This is a genomic window from Salipiger sp. (assembly GCF_048261495.1).
GTDB lineage: Bacteria > Pseudomonadota > Alphaproteobacteria > Rhodobacterales > Rhodobacteraceae > Salipiger.
The window spans coordinates 16,623-36,527 of the sequence record NZ_JBLXFX010000003.1 but is presented as its reverse complement, the minus strand read 5'-3'; the positions used below and the strand labels follow the sequence as shown (position 1 = coordinate 36,527).

General features: G+C 66.9%; 20 protein-coding genes. 9 read left to right on the top strand and 11 right to left on the bottom strand.

The features are described 5' to 3' along the window. Positions 1 to 69: 69 nt before the first annotated feature. Positions 70 to 867 carry a hypothetical protein gene (locus tag ACN0RJ_RS06745; protein ID WP_417723786.1) on the top strand — a complete coding sequence of 266 codons (798 nt, stop codon included), beginning with the start codon at positions 70 to 72 and terminating at the stop codon, positions 865 to 867. A 17-nt stretch (positions 868 to 884) separates the two neighbouring features. Here the strand turns inward: ACN0RJ_RS06745 and ACN0RJ_RS06740 are convergent, their stop codons facing one another. The 7 genes from ACN0RJ_RS06740 to chvE form a co-directional block, all read right to left on the bottom strand. Further along, positions 885 to 1,733, bottom strand: a complete 849-nt coding sequence (locus tag ACN0RJ_RS06740) for an SMP-30/gluconolactonase/LRE family protein (RefSeq protein WP_417723785.1) — start codon at positions 1,731 to 1,733, stop codon at positions 885 to 887. After that, positions 1,730 to 2,740 (bottom strand): aldose epimerase family protein, encoded by a 1,011-nt coding sequence (locus ACN0RJ_RS06735; RefSeq protein WP_417723784.1) that lies wholly within the window; start codon positions 2,738 to 2,740, stop codon positions 1,730 to 1,732. The genes ACN0RJ_RS06740 and ACN0RJ_RS06735 overlap by 4 nt, the downstream gene beginning before the upstream one ends. Next, positions 2,737 to 3,666 (bottom strand): Gfo/Idh/MocA family protein, encoded by a 930-nt coding sequence (locus tag ACN0RJ_RS06730; protein ID WP_417723783.1) that lies wholly within the window; start codon positions 3,664 to 3,666, stop codon positions 2,737 to 2,739. The genes ACN0RJ_RS06735 and ACN0RJ_RS06730 overlap by 4 nt, the downstream gene beginning before the upstream one ends. Further along, the gene (araD, locus tag ACN0RJ_RS06725) at positions 3,666 to 5,408 is read right to left on the bottom strand and encodes an L-arabinonate dehydratase (RefSeq protein ID WP_417723782.1); all 1,743 of its coding nucleotides are present in this window, start codon (positions 5,406 to 5,408) and stop codon (positions 3,666 to 3,668) included. Before araD ends, ACN0RJ_RS06730 begins: the two co-directional genes overlap by 1 nt. Before the next feature lie 30 nt (positions 5,409 to 5,438). Beyond that, positions 5,439 to 6,674, bottom strand: a complete 1,236-nt coding sequence (gene mmsB / locus ACN0RJ_RS06720; protein ID WP_417722765.1) for a multiple monosaccharide ABC transporter permease — start codon at positions 6,672 to 6,674, stop codon at positions 5,439 to 5,441. Positions 6,675 to 6,683: 9 nt separating this feature from the next. Next, positions 6,684 to 8,201 carry a multiple monosaccharide ABC transporter ATP-binding protein gene (gene mmsA, locus ACN0RJ_RS06715; protein WP_417723781.1) on the bottom strand — a complete coding sequence of 506 codons (1,518 nt, stop codon included), beginning with the start codon at positions 8,199 to 8,201 and terminating at the stop codon, positions 6,684 to 6,686. Positions 8,202 to 8,263: 62 nt separating this feature from the next. Further along, positions 8,264 to 9,316, bottom strand: coding sequence for a multiple monosaccharide ABC transporter substrate-binding protein (chvE, locus tag ACN0RJ_RS06710; protein ID WP_417722767.1), 1,053 nt, complete (start codon positions 9,314 to 9,316; stop codon positions 8,264 to 8,266). 156 nt (positions 9,317 to 9,472) lie between these two features. Between chvE and ACN0RJ_RS06705 the strand changes: the two genes are divergently transcribed. Next, positions 9,473 to 10,390: a LysR family transcriptional regulator gene (locus ACN0RJ_RS06705; RefSeq protein WP_417722768.1), complete on the top strand. Its 918-nt coding sequence runs from the start codon at positions 9,473 to 9,475 to the stop codon at positions 10,388 to 10,390. Here the strand turns inward: ACN0RJ_RS06705 and ACN0RJ_RS06700 are convergent. From ACN0RJ_RS06700 to ACN0RJ_RS06685, 4 genes are read right to left on the bottom strand one after another with little or no spacing between them, the layout of a single operon-like run. After that, positions 10,385 to 11,755, bottom strand: coding sequence for an NAD(P)/FAD-dependent oxidoreductase (locus ACN0RJ_RS06700; RefSeq protein WP_417723780.1), 1,371 nt, complete (start codon positions 11,753 to 11,755; stop codon positions 10,385 to 10,387). The genes ACN0RJ_RS06705 and ACN0RJ_RS06700 overlap by 6 nt on opposite strands. Then, positions 11,752 to 12,039, bottom strand: coding sequence for a (2Fe-2S)-binding protein (locus tag ACN0RJ_RS06695; RefSeq protein ID WP_417722770.1), 288 nt, complete (start codon positions 12,037 to 12,039; stop codon positions 11,752 to 11,754). Before ACN0RJ_RS06695 ends, ACN0RJ_RS06700 begins: the two co-directional genes overlap by 4 nt. Beyond that, positions 12,020 to 13,123 (bottom strand): NAD(P)/FAD-dependent oxidoreductase, encoded by a 1,104-nt coding sequence (locus tag ACN0RJ_RS06690; protein WP_417723779.1) that lies wholly within the window; start codon positions 13,121 to 13,123, stop codon positions 12,020 to 12,022. Before ACN0RJ_RS06690 ends, ACN0RJ_RS06695 begins: the two co-directional genes overlap by 20 nt. A 4-nt stretch (positions 13,124 to 13,127) precedes the next feature. Continuing rightward, on the bottom strand, positions 13,128 to 14,789 hold the full coding sequence (locus ACN0RJ_RS06685) for a thiamine pyrophosphate-dependent enzyme (RefSeq protein WP_417723778.1): 1,662 nt from the start codon (positions 14,787 to 14,789) through the stop codon (positions 13,128 to 13,130). Between the two features lie 270 nt (positions 14,790 to 15,059). Here ACN0RJ_RS06685 and ACN0RJ_RS06680 point away from each other — a divergent pair, with 270 nt between their 5' ends. Genes ACN0RJ_RS06680 through ACN0RJ_RS06650 form a run of 7 tightly spaced genes read left to right on the top strand, consistent with a single transcriptional unit; the run spans position 15,060 to position 19,878 of the window. After that, entirely contained in the window at positions 15,060 to 15,281 is a 222-nt protein-coding gene (locus ACN0RJ_RS06680) for an STAS domain-containing protein (protein ID WP_417722773.1), read from the top strand. Further along, complete coding sequence (locus ACN0RJ_RS06675; RefSeq protein ID WP_417722774.1) at positions 15,278 to 15,652, top strand: response regulator; 375 nt, start codon at positions 15,278 to 15,280, stop codon at positions 15,650 to 15,652. Before ACN0RJ_RS06680 ends, ACN0RJ_RS06675 begins: the two co-directional genes overlap by 4 nt. A 3-nt stretch (positions 15,653 to 15,655) precedes the next feature. Continuing rightward, a complete protein-coding gene (locus tag ACN0RJ_RS06670; RefSeq protein ID WP_417723777.1) occupies positions 15,656 to 17,800 on the top strand; it encodes a chemotaxis protein CheA in 2,145 nt (714 codons plus the stop codon). Beyond that, positions 17,793 to 18,260 (top strand): chemotaxis protein CheW, encoded by a 468-nt coding sequence (locus ACN0RJ_RS06665; RefSeq protein ID WP_417722776.1) that lies wholly within the window; start codon positions 17,793 to 17,795, stop codon positions 18,258 to 18,260. Before ACN0RJ_RS06670 ends, ACN0RJ_RS06665 begins: the two co-directional genes overlap by 8 nt. Then, positions 18,257 to 19,126 (top strand): CheR family methyltransferase, encoded by an 870-nt coding sequence (locus ACN0RJ_RS06660; RefSeq protein WP_417723776.1) that lies wholly within the window; start codon positions 18,257 to 18,259, stop codon positions 19,124 to 19,126. The genes ACN0RJ_RS06665 and ACN0RJ_RS06660 overlap by 4 nt, the downstream gene beginning before the upstream one ends. A gap of 9 nt (positions 19,127 to 19,135) precedes the next feature. Then, entirely contained in the window at positions 19,136 to 19,522 is a 387-nt protein-coding gene (locus ACN0RJ_RS06655; protein WP_417722778.1) for a response regulator, read from the top strand. Then, positions 19,519 to 19,878, top strand: a complete 360-nt coding sequence (locus ACN0RJ_RS06650) for a chemotaxis protein (protein WP_417722779.1) — start codon at positions 19,519 to 19,521, stop codon at positions 19,876 to 19,878. Before ACN0RJ_RS06655 ends, ACN0RJ_RS06650 begins: the two co-directional genes overlap by 4 nt. The last annotated feature ends 27 nt before the right edge of the window (positions 19,879 to 19,905 follow it).

Below are 19,905 nucleotides of genomic sequence, written 5' to 3'. Positions count from 1 at the left end.
GAAGATACCGGCCCAGCCGCACCGGAGGGAACCGGCCCTCTCCCTTGTCCATGATCGGAGGATACAAAGATGAAGACACTCGTTCTCGGGGCCGCCCTTGCCCTGGTCCTGACGGCCGCGACCCTGCCCGCGGGCGCACGGGCGCAGGACCACGTCCCGACGGTGATTGCGCCGCAGGTCGAGACACCGACGCGCGTTCTGCTCGTGGGCAACAGCTATCTCTATTACGGCGACAGCCTGCACAACCACCTGTCCCGTATGGTCGAGGCGGACAATCCCGGCATCGACCTCGAGTGGAAATCCGCCACCATCGGCGGGGCGCGGCTGGCCGATCACGACATCGACCGCCTGACGACCCCCGGCGCCATCGGCGTGGACGAACCGTTCCAGTTGGTCCTGTTGCAGGGCCATTCCGCCGCCGCGCTGTCCGAGGCGAACCAGGAGCGGTTCCGCACCGCCGCGACCGCTGCCGCCGAGGTGATCGCGGCGCGGGGCGGCAAGGTGGCGCTCTACATGCCGCAGGCCTATGTCGCACCGCACAAGCGCGCCGACCCCGAGAACATCCGCCGCAACGAGGCGTTCTACACCGATGTCGGCAACGAACTCGGCGCGCTTGTGGTGCCCGTGGCCCTGGCCTTCGAAGAGGCCTACAAGCGCCGCCCGGAGATCAGGCTGCACAAGGATTTCGACGGCAGCCATCCGTCGATACTGGGCACCTATCTTGCTGCCGCAACGGCCTATGCGACGCTGTACGGCACCTCTCCGGTCGGCAATGCCTATGACTACTTCGGCACCATCGCGCCCGAGGATGCGGCCTTTCTCCAGCAGGTCGCGCAGGACGTGGTGACGGCCTATCACGGCGGCTGATCCGCTCGCCGGGCGGCTCAGAGCCTGACGCGGCTCTCCGGTCGCCCGGCGACGGGGGCCGCGAGTTCGAACACCGTGCCATCCTCCGCGTGCGGGGCGCTCAGCCCCTCGCGCGCGGAGGTCACGAACAGCCGGCCGAAGCCCGGCCCGCCGAAGGCGGGACAGGTGGTGCGGCTGGCGGGAAGGTCGATCACCCGGTCCGGCGTTCCGTCGGGGAGATAGCGCGCCACCTGCCCCGCCCCCCAGCGGGCATTCCAGAGCCCGCCCTCGGCATCGACGACCGAGCCGTCGGGATGGATCCCCTCGGGCGCAAGATCGAGAAACAGCTCGTGCGGCCCCTCGGGCCAGCCGTCCGGATCGAGCGGTGTGCGAAATATCCGCTGCTCCGCGGTATCGGCCCAGTAGGCAAGCCGCCCGTCCTCGCGAAAGCAGATGGAATTGGGGATCGAGACGCCCTCGACCAGGCAGCGGACCTCGCCGCCGTGAAAGCGGTAGATCGCCCCGGCGCCCGGTTCGGCACGCTTGCCCATGGTGCCGATCCAGAAACCGCCCATCGGGTCGGCCCGCCCGTCGTTGGACCGCGTCACGGCATTGTCGCGCTCGAGATCCGCCAGCCGCTCCTGCCTGCCGGTGCCGGGATCGAAGCGGATCAGCCCGGTTTCCGTCGCGATGAGCAGGGTGTCCGCATCGACCCACCCGGCGGCCGAGGCCATCTCGTCGAACTGCCATTCGAGCGCGGCCCCGTCGCGCCGCGACAGCATCCGGCGTTCCAGAATGTCGAACCAGAACAATTGCTGGCGCAGGGGATGCCAGAGCGGCCCCTCGCCGAGGTGGCACGGCCGGTCATCGAAGATCGCGACGCTCATGCGGAACCCTCCCTGCGGACATGAAAGCGGGACACCTGCCGGTAGACCTGCCCCGGGTCGAGCCGGACGCTCGGGAAATCCGGGCGGTTGGGCGCATCGGGCCAGCGTTGCGGCTCAAGCGCGATGCCGGCGCGGGGGCCGTAGGGATGCCCCCCGAGGCCCGCGACAGACCCGGTGTTCATCCCCGAACCGTCATAGACCTGCAGCCCGGGTTCGGTGGTCGTCACCGTCAGGCACAGCCCGACGCCGGTCAGCACGCAGGCGGTGCGCAGGCCGGTGGCGTCGCGCAGGCAGAAGTTGTGATCCACGCCCGCCTCGCCCGGGGCGGTCACGGCGCGCGGCGCGCGAAAGTCGAAGCGCGTGCCCGCGACGGGCACCGGGCCGCCCTGCGGGATCAGGTCGGCATCGACCGGCAGGTAGCTCTCCGCCGGGATCGTCAGCCTGTGGCTGTCGATGGACCCGCTGCCGTCCAGACACCAGTAGCTGTGATGGGCAAGGTTGCAGAAGGTCGGCGCGGCGGTGCTCGCCTCCAGTTCCAGGACCAGCGCGCCCTCGGGGTCGAGCCGATAGGTCGCGGCGATCTCCATCGGTCCCGGAAAGCCGCACCAGGCGTCCGGCAACCGGATCGACAGGCGGCAGCGGTCGCTCCCCGCCTCGTCCAGCGTCCAGTTCGACCGGCTGGTGCCCTGCGCGCCGCCGTGCAGGGTCGTGCGGTCACGCTCGTTGCGGTCGAACTGCAGGATCTGTCCGTCGAGAGGCGCCCGCCCGCCGGCAATGCGGTTGGCGACGGGCCCGGCGATGGCGCCGAAATGGCGCATGACGGTCAGGTAGGGCGCAAGGTCGGGTGCGCCGAGAACCAGCGGATGACCCACGCCCCGCATCCGCAGATCCTGAAGGCTGGCGCCCCAGGTCATGATCGCGGCGGACATGCCGCCCCCCTCGATCCGCGCCCGCAGGACGGCGCTGCCATCCGGCGCGGTGCCGAAGGTGTCGACCTGCCCGCTCATTCGAGGAACGGCGCGACGGTCACGCGCCGACCGAGGGTGAAGGCATCGGCAACATGGCGCATCGGCGACAGGTCCATGTCGATCCCGCCGCTCTGCACGAGCCGCGCCATCGCGGCATAGAGGCGGGGATATTCCCCGGCCAGCGGTGCATCGTGATCGTCGCCGACCTCGGTCCCGTCGATTTCGAGCCGGGCGCCGCCGTCGAGCAGGCGCATCGTGCCGCCGTCGGTCTCGGCCTCGATCATCCAGGTCTGGTCGCCCTCTTCGCGCCAGTCGAACACCGCGCTCACGTCGGTGGTGTCGGGATGGCGGAAGCGCAGGGTCGCCCCGATCGGGGTCTGGCGGTTCTCGGGGATTTCCAGAACCGCTTCGGTGACATGGACCGGCGCGGGCAGGATCCGCGTCAGGATCGACAGCGCGTTGATGCCGGGATCGAAGACCCCCAGCCCGCCCGGCTCCCAGATCCAGGCCTGCCCCGGATGCCAGCGGCGCACGCTTTCCTTCCAGGTGATGGCCAGCGACCGGAGCCGCCTGTCGGCGAGCCAGGTGCGCGCCGCCTCGACCTTGTCCGCCTCGCGCGAATGCCAGGTGGCAAAGAGCGACACGCGCATCTCTCGCGCCAGGGCCTCGAGGTCATGACATTCCGACAGCGTCGCGCCGGGAGGTTTCTCCAGCATCACGTGGCGGCGGGCGCGGATCGCCTCGGCCGCGTAGTCGAACCGCGGCACCGGCGGCAGGCAGAGCGAGACGACGCGGATGTCGGGCCGCGCGTCGAGCATGGCGGTGAAATCGTCGAAGGACTCCACCCCCGCCACCGTGCCCTGCCGCGAGACCGTCGCGGCAAGGTCCCAGTCGGGCGAGGCCGCGATCGCCGGAACGTGCTGATCGACGGCGATCTTTCCGATACCGACAAGCGCGATCTGCATCAGTGCGAATCCTTGCCCACGGGCGCGCCGCGGCACCCTTTGAGAAAGCCGAGATCGGCCCCCGTGTCCGCGCCTTCCACATGCTGCTGATGCAGCCACTGGTAACCGCTCTCGGCCCGATCGTGGCTCGGCGTCCAGTCGGCCAGCCGCGCCGCCAGTTCCTCGTCGGGGATGTCGAGGTGGATGCGCCGTCCGGGCACGTCGACCTCGATCATGTCGCCGGTGCGCACGGCGGCAAGCGGGCCGCCCACCGCCGCTTCGGGCGAGGTGTGCAGGATCACCGTGCCGTAGGCGGTGCCGGACATGCGCGCATCGGAAATGCGGATCATGTCGGTGATGCCCCGCTTCAGCACCTTGGGCGGCAGGCCCATGTTGCCGACCTCGGACATGCCGGGATAGCCGCGCGGGCCGCAGTTCTTGAGGACCATGATGCAGGTTTCGTCGATGTCGAGATCGTCATCGTTGATCCTGGCCTTGTAGTCGTCGATATCCTCGAACACGACGGCCCGGCCGCGATGCTGGAGCAGGTGCTTCGATGCGGCGGAGGGTTTCAGCACGCAGCCCTTGGGCGCGAGGTTGCCGCGCAGGACGGCGATGCCGCCCTGTTGGGTCAGCGCCTTTTCGACCGGCAGGATGACATCCTCGTTCCAGTTGACGGCATCCTTGACCTCGTCCCAGATCGCGCCGCCGGAGACGGTGAGCGCGTCCCCGTGCAGCAGCCCGGCTTCACCCAGCCGCTTAAGGACGACCGGCAAGCCCCCGGCATAGAAGAATTCTTCCATCAGGTATTTGCCCGAGGGCTGGAGGTTCACGATGGTCGCGACATCGCGCCCGCAGCGATCCCAGTCATCCAGCGTGAAGTCGATGCCCACCCGCCCGGCGATGGCCAGCAGGTGGATGACCGCATTGGTCGAACCGCCGATGGCGCCGTTGATGCGCACGGCGTTCTCGAAGGCGGCTTTCGTCATGATGTCGGAGGGTTTCAGATCGTCCTTCACCATCTGCACGATGCGCCGCCCGGTGAGTTGCGCCATGACGCGGCGGCGGGAATCCACCGCCGGAATCGCGGCGTTGCCCGACAGCGCCATGCCCAGCGCCTCGGCCATGCTGGCCATGGTCGACGCAGTGCCCATCGTGTTGCAGGTGCCCGAGGACCGCGTCACCGCGGCCTCCGCATCCAGAAATTCCTGCTGCGTCATCTCGCCGGCCTTCACGGCCTCGGAAAAGCGCCACAGATGCGTGCCCGCGCCGACCCGTTCGCCCTGGAACCAGCCGTTCAGCATCGGACCGCCTGTCACGACGATGGAAGGCAGATCGCAGGAGGCCGCCGCCATCAGCAGCGAGGGCGTGGTCTTGTCGCAGCCCACCATCAGCACGCAACCGTCGATGGGCTGGCCGCGGATCTGTTCCTCGATCGACATGGCGGCGAGGTTGCGGAACATCATCGCCGTGGGGCGGAAGGTGTTCTCGGAAGCAGAAAAAACCGGCACTTCCACCGGGAAACCCCCGGCTTCCCATACCCCGGCCTTAACCTTTTCCGACAATTCCCGCAGGTGGCCGTTGCAGGGCGTCAGGTCGGACCAGGTGTTCAGGATGCCGATGATCGGACGGCCGTCGAACAGGTCTTCCGGGTGGCCCTGGTTCTTGAGCCAGCCGCGATGGTAGATCACGTCGCGCGAGGTTCCCCCGTACCATTCCTGCGAACGCAGCTTGCGGGGCCAAGGGGCGGGCTTGAAAGTCATCGCGGTCTCCTGAAGGGGCGGCGGATGCCGTCAGCCCTGTTTCTGCTTGTTGTAGACATCGAAGATCACCGCAGCGAGGAGCACGAGGCCCTTGATCATCTGCTGGTAGTCGATGCCGATGCCCATGATCGACATGCCGTTGTTGAGTACCCCCATCAGGAAGGCGCCCACAACCGCCCCGACGATCTTTCCGACCCCGCCCGACATCGACGCGCCGCCGATGAAGACCGCCGCGATCACGTCGAGTTCCAGCGCAAACCCGGCCTTGGGTGTTGCGGTGTTGAGGCGCGCGGCAAAGACGAGCCCGGCGGCGGCGGCAAGGATGCCCATGTTGACGAAGGCGAGGAAGGTCAGGCGCTCGGTCTTGATCCCGGACAGCTTTGCCGCCTTCTCGTTCCCGCCGAGCGCATAGACCCGGCGCCCGATCACCGTGTTCTCGGTGAGGAAGGCGTAGATGACCGTCAGCACACCCATGGTGATCAGCACGTTCGGCAGGCCGCGGAAGGTGGCGAGCTTGTAGAGGATGAAGATCAGCGCCGCCGAGACGATGACGTTGCGGGCGACGAAGAAGCTGCGGGGCTCGTCCTCGATCCCGTAGGCCTTGTTGCGCGCCCGGGCCCGCATGCCGATCCAGACGATGGCGGCGGCGGCGACGATGCCGGTGCCCAGCGCCAGCACGTTGACCTGTCGCGCGCCGAAGATGCCCGCCAGCGCCGTGCCGAAGCCCGCCGGAAAGATGTCGGGGACGAAGCCGTTGGCGATGATCTGGAATTCCTTGGGGAAGGGTCCGACCGACTGGCCTTCGAGCAGCCAGAGCGACAGGCCGCGGAACACCAGCATCCCCGCGAGGGTCACGATGAAGGAGGGAATCTTCCAGTAGGCGACCCAATAGCCCTGCGCCGCCCCGATCACGCCGCCCGCCACGAGGCAGACGACCACGGTGACGAGCACGGGCATGTCGCCCTCGACGATCATCACCGCCGCGAGCGCGCCGATGAACCCCATCACCGAGCCGACAGAGAGGTCGATGTTGCCCGAGACGATGACGATGAGCATCCCCAGCGCCATGATGATGATGTAGGAGTTCTGCAGCATCAGGTTGGTGACGTTGACGGCGCGCAGCAGCGTGCCGTCGGTCACGATCTGGAAGAACGCCATGATGGCGATGAGCGCGAAGAGCAGCCCGTATTCGCGCAGGTGGCTGGCGAGGTATTCGCCGATGCCCTTGCGTGCGCCACTGTCAGATGTCTGGTCGGCCACGGCCATGGCTCTCTCCTATTCCGTCACGATGAGCGACATGATGCGCTCCTGGCTGGCCTCTTCGGCGGTCAGTTCGCCGACGAAGGCCCCCTCGTTCATCACGTAGATGCGGTCGCACATGCCCAGCAGCTCGGGCATTTCCGACGAGATCATCACGACCCCTTTGCCGCTGGCGCTCAACTCGTTGATGATTCCGTAGATTTCGAACTTGGCGCCGACGTCGATGCCGCGCGTCGGCTCGTCGAGGATGAGCACCTCGGGGCCGGCAAAGAGCCACTTGGACAGCACCACCTTCTGCTGGTTGCCGCCCGACAGGTTCACCACCTTCTGGAAGACCCCCGGCGTGCGGATGTTCATCGCCTTGCGGTAATGCTCGGCGATCCTGGTTTCCTCGTTCTCGTTGATGATGCCGTTCGACGAGACCGCGGGCAGGTTGGTGAGGGTGATGTTGCGCCGGATCGTCTCGTCCAGCACGAGGCCCAGCGACTTGCGGTCCTCGGTCACGTAGGCAAGGCCCGCCTCGATGGCGCGGCTGACGGTCGAGGTGTCGACCGGCTGCCCCTTGATCGCGACCCGGCCGGAGATGTTGCGCCCCCAGGAGCGGCCGAAGATCGACATGGCGAGTTCCGTGCGCCCTGCCCCCATCAGCCCGGCGATGCCCACCACCTCGCCCGCGCGCACGGTGAGATCGATGTCGCGGATCACCTGCCGTTCGGCGTGTTCGGGGTGCCAGACGTTCCAGCCTGTGACCTGCATCAGCATGTCCCCGGCCCGGCGCACGCGCTCCGGGTAGCGGTGCGCCATGTCGCGCCCCACCATGTCGCGCACGATGCGGTCCTCGGTGATGGGTTCGGCCTTGGCGTCCATCGTCGAGACGGTCGCGCCGTCGCGGATCACCGTCACGCTGTCCGCGACCCGCCGCACCTCGTTCAGCTTGTGGCTGATGATGATAGAGGTCACGCCCTGCGTCTTCAGTTCCAGGATGAGATCGAGCAGCGCCTGACTGTCGCTTTCCGACAGCGCGGCGGTCGGCTCGTCGAGGATCAGCAGACGCACCTCCTTGGAGAGCGCCTTGGCGATCTCCACCAGTTGCTGCTTGCCGACACCCAGCTTGTCGACCAGCGTGCCGGGGCTTTCGCGCAGGCCGACCTTGCGCAGCAGCCCTTCGGTGCGCTGGAACGCCTCCTGCCACTGGATCACGCCGTTCCGCGCGATCTCGTTGCCGAGAAACAGGTTTTCCGCGATCGACAGCAGCGGCACCAGCGCCAGTTCCTGGTGGATGATGATGATGCCCTTCGCCTCGCTGTCGGCGATGTCGCGGAACTGGGCCAGTTCGCCCGCGTAGTGGATCTCGCCGTCGTAGCTGCCCGCCGGGTAGACGCCCGAGAGCACCTTCATCAGCGTCGATTTGCCGGCCCCGTTCTCGCCCACGATGGCGTGGATCTCGCCCTCGCGCACGTGCAGGTTCACCCCGTCGAGCGCCTTGACCCCCGGAAAGGTCTTGGTGATCTCGCGCATTTCAAGTAGCGCCATGGTCCGTCTCCGTCAGATGCGCCCCGCCCGCGACAGGCGGACGGGGCCGGATCAGGGTCGGATCACTTGATCTGGTCTTCGGTGTAGTAGCCCGAGCCGATCAGGATCTCTTCCCAGTTGGAGGCGTCCACGGACACCGGCTCCAGCAGGTAGGAGGGCACGACCTTCACGCCGTTGTCGTAGGTCGTGGTGTCGTTGATCTCGGGCTCGGAGCCGCCGAGCACGGCGTTGACCATGCCGACGGTGACGCGGGCCAGTTCGCGGGTGTCCTTGAAGACGGTCGAATACTGCTCGCCCGCGAGGATCGACTTGACCGAGGGAACCTCGGCGTCCTGGCCCGAGACGATCGGCATCTTCATGTCACCGGAGCCGTAGCCCACGCCCTTGAGCGAGGACAGGATGCCGATGGACAGGCCGTCGTAGGGCGAGAGCACGCCGTTGATCTGCTTGTCGGTGTAATGGGCCGAAAGCAGGTTATCCATCCGCGCCTGCGCCACCGCGCCGTCCCAGCGCAGGGTGCCGACGGTGTCCATGCCCATCTGGCCCGAGGGGACGACGACCGTGCCCGCGTCGATCAGCGGCTGCAGCACCGACATGGCGCCGTTGTAGAAGAAATACGCGTTGTTGTCGTCCGGCGAGCCGCCGAAGAGTTCGACGTTGTAGGGACCGTCGCCGAAGCGTTCCTTGAGACCGTCGACCAGCGAGGAGGCCTGCTGCACCCCGACCTTGAAGTTGTCGAAGGTGGCGTAATAGTCGACGTTACCGCTGTCGCGGATCAGGCGGTCATAGGCGATGACCTTGATGCCGGAGGCGGCGGCGTTTTCCAGCGCGTTGCTCAGGGTGGTGCCGTCGATGGCGGCGATCACGAGGACATCGACGCCCTTGGTGATCATGTTCTCGATCTGGGCAAGCTGGTTGGGGATATCGTCCTCGGCATATTGCAGGTCGGTTTCGTAGCCCGCGGCCTGGAACTGCTCGACCATGGAATTGCCGTCGGAAATCCAGCGCGCAGAGGATTTGGTGGGCATTGCGATGCCGACCGTGCCGTCGGCAAGCACACCTGTCGCGACGACCGCGGCCATGGCGGCCGTGGCCAGAAAAGTGGTGATCTTCATGTTGTCCTCCCATGGGATCGCCCGGCCCGTGGCGCGCGCTCTCCCCGATTTTTGTTGGCGGGTCCTCCAAACCCTGCCTCCGGGCTAGCCCGGATTTACATGCCGATCAAATGCAATTAGGTACGTTTTGCATATCATCCGTGGTATGTGGACCGCATGGACCTGCTTCGCAAACTCCGCCCGCACCATCTGCGTCTCGTGGTGCGCATCGCCGACAGCGGCAAGCTTCAGGCCGCCGCCGCGGCGCTGGCGATGTCGCAGCCCGCCGCCTCGCGGACCCTGTCCGAGATCGAGGCCGATGTCGGCGCCAAGCTGTTCGAACGTCATCCCAAGGGCATGCAGCCCACGCCCTCGGGCGAGGCCTTCATCCGCCACGCCCGCGCCGCGCTGAACGCGCTGGAATCGCTCGAGGCCGAGGTGGGCGGCATCAACCTCGGCCGCGCGGGAAAGGTGCGGGTCGGCTCGGTCACCGGGCCCGCGGCGCATTGCGTGGTGCCCGCCCTGCTGAAGATCAAGGAAACCTCTCCCGACCTCGAAACCAGTGTCGAGGTCGGCCCTTCGAGGGTGCTGATGCGCGGGCTCGAGGCGGGGCAGTTCGACTTCATCCTCGGCCGCCTGCCCCCCGGCCGCGACAGCCGGGATTTCCACATCCAGCCGGCGCGGGCCGAGGTCGTGTCGCTCATGGTCAGCCCGTCGCATCCGCTCGCCGAGCGGCGGGAGGTCGCGCTGGCCGAGCTCACCGGCTACCCGTGGGTGATCCAGGAGCGCGGCTCGCCGATTCGCACCGCGGTCGAGCAGGCCTTCGTCACCGCCGGCCTGACCGCCCCGCGCAACATCGTCTCCAGTGCGTCGCTCATGGTGATGCTGGCGCTGATCGAGCGGTCCGACACCCTGGCGCCGGTGTCGGAAGAGGTCGCCAACCTTTTGATTCACGGCGAGTTCCGTGCGCGGCTGGGCATCATCGACCTGTCGGAGCCGATCCGCGTCTCGCCCTATTTCGTCATCCACCGTCGCAGCCAGCGCCTGTCGCGCGCCGCCGAGCGGCTGATGCACGAGGTGATGGCGCGGCTATAGATCCCGGGCAGAGGCGGCCAGCACCCCCAGCGTCACCGGCACCAGCGGCGCGCGGTTGCGGAGCGCGCCGGTCTCGTCCTCGTTCCGGCCGGTGGCATCGGCGATGATGCGGGTCAGCACGGGGCCGCAATAGCGCCCCTGGCAGGGCCCCATGCCCGCGCGGGTAAAGGCCTTGGCCTGGTTCGGCCCCGTCGCCCCGCAGGCGACGGCGCGGCGGATCTCGCCCGCGCTCACCTCCTCGCAACGGCAGACGAGGGTGTCGTCCCGCGGGGCGAGCGCCTGCCTGCTCGGCGGAAAGGCACGGTCGAGGAAGGCGCGCGGCGCCAGTTCCAGGCGCAGCTTCAGGCGCGGCACGCGGGACAGCAGATCGCGCCCGTCATGGCCGAGCGCCCCGAGATCATGGGCGATTTCGAGCGCGGCCAATTCTCCGCGCAGGGCGGCGGCCTTGGCGCCGCCGATCCCCGCGCCGTCCCCGGCCACGAAGACCCCGGCTGCCACCCTGCCCCAGCGATCGGCGACCGGGCGGAACGCCTGCTGCCGCGCGTCCCAGCGATGCGGCAGACGCAGCGCACCGGTGATGCGGGTGTCCGGAATGACGCCGTGATGCAGAAGGATCGTGTCGCAGGCCAGCCGGTGCCGGTGCCGTCCCTGCCGGAAGCGCAGCGCCTGCGCGGCGGTGTCGCCCAGAACCTCGATGTCCGTCGCCCCTCGGAATCGCATGATTTTCGCGCGCCGCAGCTCGGCCAGCAGAGAGCCGCCCTTGGCCAGCGTCGCGGCGCCGAACAGCGCGCGGGGCAGCGCACCGAGCGCGCGCGCCGCGTCGCGCAGGCCGCAGGTTTCGACCAGCGCCATCGGCGGCATCCCGGCGCGGACAAGCTGCACCGCGACGAGGTAGAGCAACGGCCCCGCGCCCACCAGCACCGCCCGTTCGTGCACGACGCCGGATTGCTTCATCAGGATCTGCGCCGCGCCTGCCGTCATCACCCCCGGCAGGGTCCAGCCCGGCAGCGGCATGGGGCGTTCCAGCGCCCCCGTGGCGATCAGCAGCCGCCGCCCCTCGGCCACCTGCCCCCGGCCCTCGCGGACAAAGCTGACGCGCGTCGCGGTCACGTCCCAGACCCGCGCGCCGCCCAGATGGGTGATCCCCGGATGATCGAGCGCCGCGACCAGCGCCTGCCCGGCCGTGTACTCGGCCCCGAGCATGGTCCCCCGAAGCGGGGCGGCACGCGCCACGTCGCGGTAGATCTGCCCCCCGGCGCGGGGCTGTTCGTCGAGCATCAGCACGGATATTCCCTGCTCCGCCGCGACCCGCGCCGCCGCCATGCCCGCGGGCCCCGCGCCCAGGATGATCAGGTCGGCCTTCATGCGCCGCCCCCCGCCGGGTCGGCTTCCAGCCCGTCGCGCACCTCTGTCATGCAGGCCTGCACCCGCTCTCCGTCGATCAGCACGAGGCAGTCGTGGCAGGCGCCCATCATGCAGAACGGCCCGCGCGGCGCGCCGCTTGCCGGGGTCCGGCGAAAGGTCGACACCCCGGCGGCCAGGAGCGCCGCCGCCAGCGTCATGCCGTCGGGAAGCTCCAGCCACCTGTCGCCGAAACGGACGGAGACCCGGCGGATGCCGGGGGTGAGGTCATGGAAAACGGCTGTCACGGAACGCCTCCAGGTCGGGTGCATCGGCTGCCCGGTCGAGCCAGGCGGGAAGCAGGCGGGCATGGGCGGCGGCAAGGGTGATGCCGGAATGGCAGGTCACCATGTAGGCGCCGGGCATGTCCGGGCTCTCGGCATAGATCGGCAGGCCGTCCGGGGTGAGGATGCGCAGCGCGCCCCAGGACCGCACCAGCCGCACGCGGGCCAGCGCCGGATAGGCGCGCACCGCATCGGCGGCCATCCGGGCGATCGCCTCGGGCGTGGTGCCGTCGTCGGTGCCGACCTCCTCCTCCGTCGCGCCGATCTGGATGCCGCCCTCGTCCACCTGCCGGGCGATGACGGAGGGATAGTTCAACAGCTTCGGCAGCCGTTCGGTGATGAGCACCTGCCCCCGCTGCGGCCGTATCGGCGCGCGGAACCCCAGCACCGGCCCGAGCGTCGCCGCCCCGAGTCCGGCGGCCAAGACCACGCGCTGCGCCGCGACGATGCCCCCGTCCGCGCAGCGCAAGCGGAAGGTGTCGCGTCTTTCCACCGCGACGACCTGACGATCGACCAGGACCTGCGCGCCCCGCTGCCGCACGCCCTGCGCCAGCGCCCGCAGCAGGCGCATCGGGTTGGCATGGCCGTCCTTGCGATGCAGGATCCCGCCCGCGACCGCCGGCCCGATCTCGGGTTCGAGTTCGCGCAGGGCGTTGTTGCCGAGGATCTCGAAGTCGTCGCCGCCCAGCGCCTCGGCGAGGCCGCGGTAGCGGGCCACGGTCCGCGCGAGACTGTCCTCGGTGAAATGCAGGTCCAGCCCGCCGTTCCGGCGAAGGCCGGGATCGATGCCGGTGGCGGCGCGCAGGTCTTCCGCAAAGCCCGGCCAGGCGGCGGCAGAGGCGCGGGTCCAGCGCGCATAGGCCGGGGCCGACGCCCCCTTTCCCTGCACCCAGACCAGCCCGAAATTGCCCCGGCTGGCGCGGAAACTGCCGTCCGAGCCGTCGAGCACGACGACCCGGTGCCCCCGGTTCAGCAGCCCCCAGGCGACCGAGAGCCCGACGATGCCGCCGCCGATGATCGCGACATCGGCCTCTGCCCCCGGTGCCATCGTGTCAGGACGACAGCGCGGCGGCGCGGATTTCGGTCAGGGTCCGGTAGGGGGTCAGCGCCTCCTTGCTCACCACGAGATCCAGCACCGCGCCGGTCGGCGAGGCAAGGGCCCGTCCGAACGCCGCATCGAAATCCTCCGTCCGCTCGACCCGCTCGCCATGCATCCCGCAGGAGCGCCCGAAGGCGGCGAAATCCGGGTTGGTCATGTCGGTGCCGCTGACACGGCTGGGGAATTCGCGTTCCTGGTGGGCGCGGATGGTGCCGTAGGTGCCGTTGTTCACCACCAGCACCACCACCGCGACTCCGGCCTGCACCGCCGTGGCGAGTTCCATGCAGGTCATCTGGAAATCGCCGTCCCCGGCGAAACAGATCACCGTGGCCCCGGGGCGTTCGAGCTTTCCGGCGACCGCCGCCGGAATGCCGTATCCCATGGATCCCGATTGCGGCGCGAGCAGGCGCATCCCCGGCCCGAAGCGGAAGAAGCGCGTCGGCCAGACGGTGAAATTGCCCGCGCCGTTGGTCAGGATCACCTCGCCGTCGAGCCGGCCGCGCAGGGAGCGGCAGACCGCGACCATGTCCACCGGCCCCGGTTGTGCCGGCGCCTTGTCGATGAAGGCGAGGTAGCCCTCCCGCGCCTTCCGGCGCCAGTCGGCCCAGGGGCCCGCGATGCGCTCCGGCAGGGCCTGCACGAACCGCTCCGGCGCCGCGTGGATGCCGATCACCGGCTGGTAGACCTTGCCGATCTCGCGGTCCGAAACATGCACGTGCACGATCTTCTGCGCCGGTTCGGGCACGGTCAGCAGGGTGTAGCCGTCGGTCATGTTCTCGCCGAAGCGGATGCCGAGCGCGAGGATCACGTCGGCCTCCTTCAGCAATCCCTTGGTATGCGCGCTCATCCCCACGCCCGCATCGCCGCAGAACACCGCCGAGCCGTTGTCGATCTGGTCCTGGTAGCGGAAGGACGACGCCACCGGGATGTCCGAGCGTTCGGCAAAGCCCTGCAGCGCGCTGCGCGCCGCGTCGTCCCAACCGCTGCCGCCGATCAGGATCAGCGGCTTGCGGGCGGTTTCGAGCAGGGCCATCGCCTCCTGCACGGCCGTGGCGGAGGCATCGGGCGCGTGCAGCCGCGGCGCCCCCGAGATCGGCGCGACGGCGGTCTCCTCCATCAGCATGTCCTCGGGGAGCGCGATGACGACGGGACCGGGGCGGCCGCTTGTCGCCGTCACCCAGGCGCGCGCGATCAGTTCGGGGATTCGCTCCACCCGGTCGATTTCGGTCACCCACTTGGCCAGGGTTCCGAAGACCGCGCGGTAATTGACCTCCTGAAAGGCCTCGCGCTCGCGAATGTCGGTGCCGATCTGCCCCACCAGCAGGATCATCGGCGCGCTGTCCTGCATCGCCGTGTGAACCCCGATCGAGGCATTGGTGGCGCCGGGACCGCGCGTCACCATGCAGATGCCGGGACTGCCGGTCAGCTTGCCGTGGGCCGCGGCCATGAAGGCCGCCCCACCCTCCTGACGGCAATTGACAAAATCCAGGACACCGCCGGTGTCGTGCAGCGCGTCGAGCACCGCGAGATAGCTCTCCCCCGGAACGCCGAAGGCCCGGCGGGCCCCCAGCGCGATCAGTGTCTCGACCAGCAACCGGCCCCCGTTTCGCACCATCGTTCTTCCCCCGGTTCGCAGCGATGTTTCGCAAGTGATGGATAATTCCGCCCCGGCTTTCAAGGCCGACGGCCGAATCCGGCGGGATTCGCGATGCGCCAGAACGCTTTGTTAAGACACCGACCGTATGTCTTTCCGGGAGCTGCAAGGCTGCATGCCCAGCCGGATCCTCCCGGCCGCGAGACTGCGAAAGGTGCCGACCCCAAGATGACAGATGTGCATTACCACGTTCTAGAACCCGCCCGGAACCGCAATGGCGAGGATCCTCTGGTGCCGTTCCTTCTTGGGGCCCGTCACGGTCCGGTCTCGATCTCGGCCAAGCATGTGTCACGCCTCGATTCCCACCGGCTCCAGATCCTCCTCGTAGCCGAGAAACAGTGGAATTCCGAGGGACACGGGTTCCGGATCACCGACACCAACGTGACGTTCGAAGCCGGGTTGGAGCGGCTCGGACTGACTCCCGATCATTTCGACAAGGACACGATGCAATGACGACCAAAGTCCTCGCGATCGACGATTCCCGCACAATCCGGAACCTTCTGCGCGTTTCCCTGGAAGGCGCGGGGTTCGAATACCACTCGGCCTGCGACGGCGTCGAAGGGGTCGAACAGTTCTCCGAGGTGGAGCCCGACGTGGTGATCACCGACATCAACATGCCGAACATGGACGGCTTCGGGGTGATCGAGACCCTGCGCACCGGACCGAACCGCACCACCGTTCCCATCATCGTGCTGACCACCGAAAGCGGCGCCGACCTCAAGGCGCGGGCACGCACCGCCGGCGCGACCGGCTGGATCGTGAAGCCCTTCGACGACGCATCGCTGGTCTCGGTGCTGCGCCGTCTCACAGGTCACGTGGTGTAAGCGATGTCAGGCAACTCGATCCGCGATACCTTTTTCGAAGAGTGCGAAGAACTCCTCGAAGCCCTCGTCGAAGGGCTCTCCAGCATGGAGGAAGACGCCGAGAACATGGACGTGGTGAACGCCGTGTTCCGGGCCGTCCACTCCATCAAGGGCGGCGCCGGCGCCTTCGCGCTGAACCGCCTCGTCAACTTTGCCCATACCTTCGAAACGGTCATGGACAAGGTCCGCTCGCAGGAACTGAAGGTGGACGAGCCGCTGATGCGCCTGTTCCACCGTTCGGGCGACCAGCTCGCCGACCTCGTCGAAGCGGCGCGGGACGACCGCGAGCCCAACGGCGAATCCGAGGCGGCGATCCTGGCCGAACTCGGCACCTACCTGGGCGAGGCCGACAAGGAGGAGGAATTCACCTTCGACGCGCTCGGACTCGATTTCGAAGCGGGACCGATCGACCTCGACCTGCCGGGCGATTCCCCGTCCCTGCGCAGGTTCGACATCCGCTTCAAACCGAAGCCCTCGCTCTATGCAAACGGCCATGAGCCGCTGCTGCTGTTCGATGCCTTGGCAGAGCTGGGGGCGTTGACGGTCAAGGCGGACCTGGCGGCACTCCCTGAATTCGATGCCTTCGACCCGAACGATGCGGTGATCGAATGGTCCCTGTCGCTCGAAACCACCGAAGACGAAACCGTTCTTCACGAAATCTTCGAATTCGTCGATTCCCTCTGCGATCTCGACATTTCGGTGACCGAGGATATTCCCGAACGGGACAACGCGGTGGAGGTCGAAGAAGCCCCCCTCCCTTTGGCCTCGGCCTCGCCGGTGACCGATGCGCCGGCCCCGCAACCGGCCCCCGCAATCATGAAGGCGGCACAACGATCGGAACCGGCGGAAAAGAAGGCGGCGCCCACCGCGGCGCAGGAAGCCAAGGGACCGCGACCGACCCTGCGCGTCGACCTTGAACGCGTCGACCGTCTCATCAACACGGTCGGGGAGCTCATCATCAACCAGGCGATGATCTCCCAACGCATCGAGGAACTCGAACTTCCGGCGGTCGCGCATCTCACCAACGAGCTGGAAGCCTACAAGCTGCTGGCCCGCGACATCCAGGAAGGCGTGATGGCCATTCGGGCCCAGCCCGTGAAACCCTTGTTCCAGCGCATGTCCCGCATTGTCCGCGAAGCGTCGGAGGCGACGGGCAAGAAGGCCAAGCTGGTGACTGTCGGCGACTCCACCGAAGTGGACAAGACCGTCATCGAGAGGCTGGCAGATCCGCTGACTCACATGGTGCGGAACGCGGTGGATCACGGTTTGGAAAAGCCGGCGCTTCGCGATGAAGCCGGAAAGGACCCGATCGGCAGCATCCGCCTGTCCGCCTCCCACCGCTCCGGCAGCGTTTTCATCGAAATCGCGGATGACGGCGCCGGTCTCAACCGGCCCCGGATTCTCGAAAAGGCGATCGAAAAGGGGTTGGTGCCCCCAGACACGGAACTGACCGAACCGGAAATCGACAATCTGTTGTTCCTGCCCGGTTTCTCGACCGCCGGCGAAGTGTCCAACCTCTCCGGGCGCGGGGTCGGCATGGATGTCGTCAAGAATGCCGTGGCGGCCCTCGGCGGCCGGGTGTCGATCACATCCGCGCCCGGTGTGGGGACAACATTCACCATCGTGCTGCCGCTGACGCTGGCGGTCATGGACGGCTTCGTGATCCGGGTCGCCGATCAGACCATGGTGATACCGATTTCCTCGATCATCGAAACCATCCGGCCGAGCCGCGGCGATTTGCACCGAATCGGTACCGACGGTCAGGTCATCCCGGTGCGCGGCGCCTACGTGCCGATCGTGGATGTTGCCCGGAACCTCGGACTGTCCCCCGGTGAGGAAGACGCAAGCAACGGCGTCCTGTTGCTGGTAACGACCGAACAGCAGGGCCTCGCGGCCCTTCGCGTCGACGCCATTCACGATCAGCGCCAGGTCGTGATCAAGAGCTTGGAAAGCAACTACGGCGCCATCGCCGGCGTCTCCGCCGCCACGATCCTGGGCGATGGCAAGATTGCCCTGATCCTGGACCCGGAGGAACTGGTCAAACTCCAGCCCTCCGCCCCTTATTTCCCCGCCTCGACCCCACCCAGAATGGAGCTTCGACATGCTTGATGCAACCGAAGGACCCACCGAGACCCAATTCGAATTCATCACCTTCTCTGCCGGCAACCAGAGCTTCTGCCTCGAGATCACCCAGATCCGTGAAATCCGTCGCTGGACCCCGGTGACCCGGTTGCCTCACACGCCGGATGACGTGCTGGGCGTGATGAACCTGCGCGGCGCGGTGATCCCGATCTTCGATCTGGCAGCTCGGTTCGGGCTCGGCTCAACGGCTGACAACGAGCGCAACGTCGTCATCGTCACGGCTTCGGGCGATACGACAGTCGGCTTGCTTGTCGAGTCCGTGTCCGAAATTCTCTCTGTCCGGAAATCAGCCATACAGGAAACACCCGACCTCAAATCCGAAGCGGCGCGGCAGGCAATCCTCGGTGTGATCTCGGTCGGCGAAACCATGGTCCGGGTCGTCAACCTCGATGCAGTGCTCGACAATGAAAAAGGCGTGGCCGTATGAGCCTCGCGGCCGTAGAGGACGGTCAGAGGGAATTCAGTTTCTCCGACCAGGATTTTCAATCCCTTGCCAGACTGGCGCGGGCGGAGTTCGGGCTGAGCCTTGCCGAAAGCAAGAAGCCGCTCGTCTACTCGCGATTGGCGCGCCGCCTCCGCGCCCGGAAGGTCGGCAGCTTCCAGCAATACCTGACACTCCTTGAAACCGCAGACGAGTCCGAGGAAAGGCTGGAACTGATCTCCGCTCTGACGACGAATGTCACCAGCTTTTTCCGTGAAAAGCATCACTTTGAAACACTGAAGTCGGAACTCTCCCCGGATTTCGGCAAGACAGGCAAGGCCCGCATCTGGTCCGCAGGATGCTCGTCGGGTCAGGAACCGTTTTCCATAGCCCTGACTTTGCTGGAGACCATCCCGGACGCCGCAAGGCGGGACATCCGCATTCTCGCTACGGATATCGATCCGGCAGTCGTGTCGCGGGCAAAGCGCGGGCGATATTCCAACGAAGAGAAATCTGCCATCGCGCCGGCTCTGCAAAGCAAATGGACACGGCTCTGTCCGGATGCCCCTTCCGCCTTCGAGTTCAACGAAGAGATACGGAAAATGATCAGTTTCGGGGAGCTAAACCTCATGGTGGGATGGCCGTTCAAGGGGCCGTTCGATGCCATCTTCTGCCGCAATGTAGCGATCTATTTCGATCATGAAACGCAACAGAAGTTGTGGTCGAAATTCGCAGATAAACTGCGTCCCGGCGGATATCTCTTCATAGGCCACTCCGAACGTGTGACCGGCCCGGCGATGGACGGCTTCACCACCGCGGGGGTGACAACCTACCGAAAAATTGCCGGTTCGGGCAGCGCTCTTGAGAACTAGGAGACGAAAATGAGTCTGAAGGATTCCCTGCGCGTCATGGTCGTGGACGATATGGCCACCAGCCGTGGTCTCATCACGCAGGCGCTCGATGAAATCGGCATCAAGAACTATTTGACCGAAAATGACGGCCAGCAGGCGCTGACCCGTCTTGCCGCCAACCCCGTTCATCTCGTCCTTTCGGACTTCAACATGCCGAACATGGATGGTCTCGGATTGCTGAAGGCCGTGCGCCAGAACAAGGCCACACAACGCATGGGGTTCATTCTGGTCACCGGCAAGCCCACGCCGGAAATGGTCGCACAGGCCAAACAGCTTGGCCTGAACAACATGATCAAGAAGCCGTTCACATCGATTTCGATGAAACAGTGCATCGAGAGCGTGGTGGGTCGCCTATGAGCGGACGAGAACTTCTACACCTTTCGGCGAGCGAGGCAGCCTGGTTGCTGTCGCAGGAAATCCGACATCTGCAGCATCGCCTCGAACGGCTGGAAAACGGGATGGAGCACCTCTATGCCGATAGCGAGGAACGGTTCGGAACCGGGGCGATCACCGCGCTTCAGGAACTCGACATGCTGGCGCAGTCGACTGACGCGCTGGCCGGATATGCCGAAGGGCTGTCAAGAAAACTGGACAAGAAGTCCGATCTCGATCTCGCAGAGGACCTCCGCGCCGTGCCCCTCAGGGAACTCGCGATCCGGCTTGGCGGGGGTCACTTGCAGCAATTGGTTCCGAACGCACCCGAGCTGTTTTGAAATGAGAACGGGCGCTCGTATGATCAC

Bases quoted from the DNA above. Each gene is read 5' to 3' on its own strand.
- ACN0RJ_RS06745 (WP_417723786.1), top strand. From the start codon at position 70: ATGAAGACACTCGTTCTCGGGGCCGCCCTTGCCCTGGTCCTGACGGCC.
- ACN0RJ_RS06740 (WP_417723785.1), bottom strand. From the start codon at position 1,733: ATGAGCGTCGCGATCTTCGATGACCGGCCGTGCCACCTCGGCGAGGGG.
- ACN0RJ_RS06735 (WP_417723784.1), bottom strand. From the start codon at position 2,740: ATGAGCGGGCAGGTCGACACCTTCGGCACCGCGCCGGATGGCAGCGCC.
- ACN0RJ_RS06730 (WP_417723783.1), bottom strand. From the start codon at position 3,666: ATGCAGATCGCGCTTGTCGGTATCGGAAAGATCGCCGTCGATCAGCAC.
- araD (WP_417723782.1), bottom strand. From the start codon at position 5,408: ATGACTTTCAAGCCCGCCCCTTGGCCCCGCAAGCTGCGTTCGCAGGAA.
- mmsB (WP_417722765.1), bottom strand. From the start codon at position 6,674: ATGGCCGTGGCCGACCAGACATCTGACAGTGGCGCACGCAAGGGCATC.
- mmsA (WP_417723781.1), bottom strand. From the start codon at position 8,201: ATGGCGCTACTTGAAATGCGCGAGATCACCAAGACCTTTCCGGGGGTC.
- chvE (WP_417722767.1), bottom strand. From the start codon at position 9,316: ATGAAGATCACCACTTTTCTGGCCACGGCCGCCATGGCCGCGGTCGTC.
- ACN0RJ_RS06705 (WP_417722768.1), top strand. From the start codon at position 9,473: ATGGACCTGCTTCGCAAACTCCGCCCGCACCATCTGCGTCTCGTGGTG.
- ACN0RJ_RS06700 (WP_417723780.1), bottom strand. From the start codon at position 11,755: ATGAAGGCCGACCTGATCATCCTGGGCGCGGGGCCCGCGGGCATGGCG.
- ACN0RJ_RS06690 (WP_417723779.1), bottom strand. From the start codon at position 13,123: ATGGCACCGGGGGCAGAGGCCGATGTCGCGATCATCGGCGGCGGCATC.
- ACN0RJ_RS06685 (WP_417723778.1), bottom strand. From the start codon at position 14,789: ATGGTGCGAAACGGGGGCCGGTTGCTGGTCGAGACACTGATCGCGCTG.
- ACN0RJ_RS06675 (WP_417722774.1), top strand. From the start codon at position 15,278: ATGACGACCAAAGTCCTCGCGATCGACGATTCCCGCACAATCCGGAAC.
- ACN0RJ_RS06670 (WP_417723777.1), top strand. From the start codon at position 15,656: ATGTCAGGCAACTCGATCCGCGATACCTTTTTCGAAGAGTGCGAAGAA.
- ACN0RJ_RS06665 (WP_417722776.1), top strand. From the start codon at position 17,793: ATGCTTGATGCAACCGAAGGACCCACCGAGACCCAATTCGAATTCATC.
- ACN0RJ_RS06660 (WP_417723776.1), top strand. From the start codon at position 18,257: ATGAGCCTCGCGGCCGTAGAGGACGGTCAGAGGGAATTCAGTTTCTCC.
- ACN0RJ_RS06655 (WP_417722778.1), top strand. From the start codon at position 19,136: ATGAGTCTGAAGGATTCCCTGCGCGTCATGGTCGTGGACGATATGGCC.
- ACN0RJ_RS06650 (WP_417722779.1), top strand. From the start codon at position 19,519: ATGAGCGGACGAGAACTTCTACACCTTTCGGCGAGCGAGGCAGCCTGG.